The 3,778-nt window shown below is 67.2% G+C and carries 4 protein-coding genes; all 4 read right to left on the reverse strand.

Annotated elements, in window-relative coordinates; translation table 11 throughout:
* Positions 1 to 113: 113 nt before the first annotated feature.
* Entirely contained in the window at positions 114 to 962 is an 849-nt protein-coding gene (locus tag ABI214_RS16230) for a 3-hydroxybutyryl-CoA dehydrogenase (protein WP_348603550.1), read from the reverse strand.
* Between the two features lie 148 nt (positions 963 to 1,110).
* Entirely contained in the window at positions 1,111 to 1,284 is a 174-nt protein-coding gene (locus ABI214_RS16235; RefSeq protein ID WP_348603551.1) for a hypothetical protein, read from the reverse strand.
* A gap of 99 nt (positions 1,285 to 1,383) precedes the next feature.
* Entirely contained in the window at positions 1,384 to 2,541 is a 1,158-nt protein-coding gene (locus ABI214_RS16240) for an acyl-CoA dehydrogenase (RefSeq protein ID WP_348603552.1), read from the reverse strand.
* Between the two features lie 205 nt (positions 2,542 to 2,746).
* Complete coding sequence (locus ABI214_RS16245; protein ID WP_348603553.1) at positions 2,747 to 3,493, reverse strand: TetR family transcriptional regulator; 747 nt, start codon at positions 3,491 to 3,493, stop codon at positions 2,747 to 2,749.
* Positions 3,494 to 3,778 lie beyond the last annotated feature (285 nt).

A 3,778-nucleotide genomic window follows, 5' to 3' on the forward strand; every position in this document is an offset into this window, starting at 1 on the left:
TCGTCGTCGGGTGCGGGCCGGATGTCTTTGTGCTGCCGGCATGAAGAGCTCGCGAACGGCAAAGCCCCCCAAAGCCATACTGGCGATGGGGGGCTTTGCTGGTACTGGGTGGACTACTTGTAGCTGTAGAAGCCCTGGCCGACCTTCTTGCCGAGGTGACCGGCGTCCACCTTGCGGCGGAGCAGGGCCGGCGGCGCGTAGTTGGGCTGACCGAACTCGGCGTACATCGACTCGGCCGCGGCGAGCGCGACGTCGAGACCGACGGTGTCGAGAAGCGTCAGCGGACCCATCGGGTAGCCGCAGCCGCCCTTCATCGCCTCGTCGATGTCGTCGGCGGTCGCGTAGCCCGACTCGAGCATGCGGACGGCGTCGCACAGGTACGGGATTAGCAGCGCGTTGACGATGAAGCCGGCGCGGTCACCCGCACGGACGGCCTTCTTGCCGAGGACGTCGCGTGCGTAATTCGTCACCGCCGCGACAGTTTCTTCGGAGGTGACCAGGCTGACCACGATCTCCACCAGAGGCATGACCGGCACCGGGTTGAAGAAGTGGACGCCGACGACCTGCGACGGGCGCTCGGTGGCGTTGGCGATCTTGATGACCGGGATCGACGACGTGTTGGTCGCCAGGATGCCGGACGGCTTCACGATCTTGTCGAGCTTGCCGAAGATGTCGGCCTTGAGGGCCTCGATCTCCGGAGCGGCCTCGATGACGAGGTCTCGGTCCGCGAACTCGTTGATGTCGAGGGTCACGCGCACCCGAGCGATGGCGGCGTCCGCCTCCTCCTGGGTGATCTTTCCGCGAGCGACACCCTTGCTGATCGAGTTAGCGATGCGCGCCTGTGCGGCGTCGGCGAACTCCTGCTTCGTCTCGAGAACCAGGACGTTGCTTCCGGCCTTGGCACACACCTCTGCGATGCCGGCACCCATCGTGCCGCCACCGATCACACCAACTAGCTCCACAGTCGAATCTCCACTGTCGTCTCTTCACGTCGCCGGTAGAGCGACGTGCTGTCAAGGTCATTCTGCTATTGGGGGCCTGGCACCCGGCACCCCGGCGTCGGAAGCTCCGACGCCGGGGTGACGGGTACGGCGGGTGTCGTCGAACCGGTCAGCTGCCGAGGCTGCCACCTCCGAGGCCACCACCCCCGAGGCCGCCGAGACCCCCACCTCCGAGGCCGCCGAGACCCCCACCCCCGGTACCGCCGTTACCCTGACCGCCCATGAGGGTCATCAACTGGGCAAACACCTGCACCAGTTCCCCCAGCATGCTGATCGATCCCATGTGAACTCAACTCCTCCGCGTCGGTCACGGCACCGGACCCGAACCCCTATTGAACGTCGGGGACCGCGGGGTCGGAAACCGTCGCAGCGGAACTGTGCGTCACTTGAGCAGTGCGCGTGACATCACCAGACGCTGGATCTGGTTGGTGCCCTCGTAGATCTGGGTGATCTTGGCGTCGCGCATCATGCGCTCGACCGGGAAGTCGGTGGTGTAGCCGGCGCCGCCGAACAGCTGCACGGCGTTGGTGGTGACCTCCATCGCGACGTCCGACGCGAGGCACTTTGCGGCGGCGGAGATGAAGCCGAGGTTCTTCTCGCCGCGCTCGGCGCGGGCGGCAGCGGTGTAGACCATGAGGCGGGCCGACTCGATCTTCATCGCCATGTCCGCGAGCATGAACTGGGTGTTCTGGAAGTCGGCGATCGACTTGCCGAACTGCTTGCGGTCCTTGGTGTAGGCCACTGCCGCGTCGAACGCGCCCTGTGCCAGGCCGAGCGCCTGCGCGCCGATCGTGGGGCGGGTGTGGTCGAGGGTCTCGAGCGCGGTCTTGAAGCCGGTGCCGGGCTCGCCGATGATGCGGTCGCCCGGAATGCGGCAGTTCTCGAAGTACAGCTCGGCGGTGGGGGAGCCCTTGATGCCGAGCTTGTGCTCGAGCGGGCCGACGACGAAGCCCTCGTCGTCCTTGCGGACCATGAACGCGGAGATGCCGTTGGCGCCCTTGTCGGCGTCGGTCACGGCCATGACGGTGTACCAGGTGGACTGGCCGCCGTTGGTGATCCAGCACTTGGAGCCGTTGAGGATCCAGTCGTCGCCGTCGGCCTTCGCGCGGGTGCGCATGCTCGCGGCGTCGGAGCCGGCCTCACGCTCGGACAGGGCGTACGACGCCATCGCGCCGGCGGCGATCTCGGGGAGCACCTGCTTCTTGAGGTCCTCGGAGCCCTTGAGGATCAGGCCCATGGTGCCGAGCTTGTTGACGGCGGGGATCAGCGAGGACGAACCGCAGACGCGGGCGACCTCCTCGATCACGATGCAGGTGGCGACCGAATCGGCGCCCTGCCCGTCGTAGGCCTCGGGGACGTGGATGGCGTTGAAACCCGAGTTCACGAGCGCATCGAGAGCTTCCTGCGGGAAGCGGGCCTGCTCGTCGACTTCCTTCGCGTAGGGCGCGATCTCCTTCTCGGAGAGAGCGCGGATCGCGGCCCGCAGCTCGTCGTGCTCCTCGTTCAGCTGGAAGAGGGGGAAATCGGGGTTGCCGGCCATGGGGGTCGCTCCTCGGGTGTGCAGGACGGTCGGTTGTTCGTGAACGGTCTGCTGGCAGCGAGTGACACCATGTGTCTTGGGGCACTCAGTGCCACGGCTGTTCGTCGTGCTGTGGCGTACTCGTCGGCATGTTTCTGGTGTTCAATTGCCGATCACGCACGTGGATCCACGAATGGCCCCAGTGAACCATGGCACTTAGTGCCAGTCAAGGGCTCGGTGATCCCGTCGGTGGCGACGCCGCCTCCAACTGCAGGCGCACGCGCCGCGCCACCTCCTCCGCCGGGGTGCCGGCCGGGTACGTCACGACCGTCACCGCTGTCCCGTCGGCCGAGGTCGGCGCGGCGTCGGGACCCGTGGTCACGGACAGAAACTTGCGTCGGATCTCTGCGAGCGTGCGCTGCAACTCGGCCGGGGTCGCGGTCTCGTCGCCCCGGATCATCGCCCGCAGCAGGTAGTTGTGGCACGCCGTGACGGACGCCGCGAAACCCACGACGTCCAGGGGCTTCGCCGACGGGACCGCGCCGCGCAGGTAGTCGGTGAACAGCCGTTCGTAGCGGTGCCCGGTGACCAACTCGCGCTCGCGCAGCGCCGGCACCCGCTGGACCACCTGGTATCGCCGGACCGACAGTTCGCGGTTCTCCCGGAATCGGTCGAACACCAGACGGGCGGCCTCGCACACCGCCACCCACGGATCCTCGGTGGTGGTGGCGAGGTACGCCGAGGCCTGCTCGAGCAGCGATTCGTGATCGGCGAAGATCACGTCCTCCTTCGACCGGAACTGCCGGAAGAAGGTGCGTCGCGAGACACCGGCGGCGGCCGCGACCTGGTCGACGGTCGTCGCCTCGTACCCGTGTTCGGCGAACAGTCGGATGGCCTGGTTCGCGACATGGACCCGGAAGTCGGCGGGTTCGCCGCTTTTGTCGGGTTCGGTGCCCTCGGCGCGCTCACTCATGGGTGCCAGTATCCACACACGCTGGCGCCGGTCCGTTCGCCCGACCGATCCGTCCGGCTCGTCTGACCTGCCGATCTGGACCGTATTGCGACGTGGGCGGATACTCACACATAGGCGCTGCCCGTCGCGGACGGCTTCCGCCTGAGGGAGTGTCGTTCGGCGACGGTGGCGCGAGCCACCGCGGCGAACCGATCCTTCTGGGGGCGATACGTGGACTCCGCAGGACCCGCAAAACGTGAACCCGAACCCGGCGCTGCCGATTCTCGCGAGCCGCGACGGCAATTG

Source organism: Prescottella soli, assembly GCF_040024445.1.
In the GTDB taxonomy this organism is placed as follows: domain Bacteria; phylum Actinomycetota; class Actinomycetes; order Mycobacteriales; family Mycobacteriaceae; genus Prescottella; species Prescottella soli.

Bases quoted from the DNA above. Each gene is read 5' to 3' on its own strand.
- ABI214_RS16240 (WP_348603552.1), bottom strand. From the start codon at position 2,541: ATGGCCGGCAACCCCGATTTCCCCCTCTTCCAGCTGAACGAGGAGCAC.
- ABI214_RS16235 (WP_348603551.1), bottom strand. From the start codon at position 1,284: ATGGGATCGATCAGCATGCTGGGGGAACTGGTGCAGGTGTTTGCCCAG.
- ABI214_RS16245 (WP_348603553.1), bottom strand. From the start codon at position 3,493: ATGAGTGAGCGCGCCGAGGGCACCGAACCCGACAAAAGCGGCGAACCC.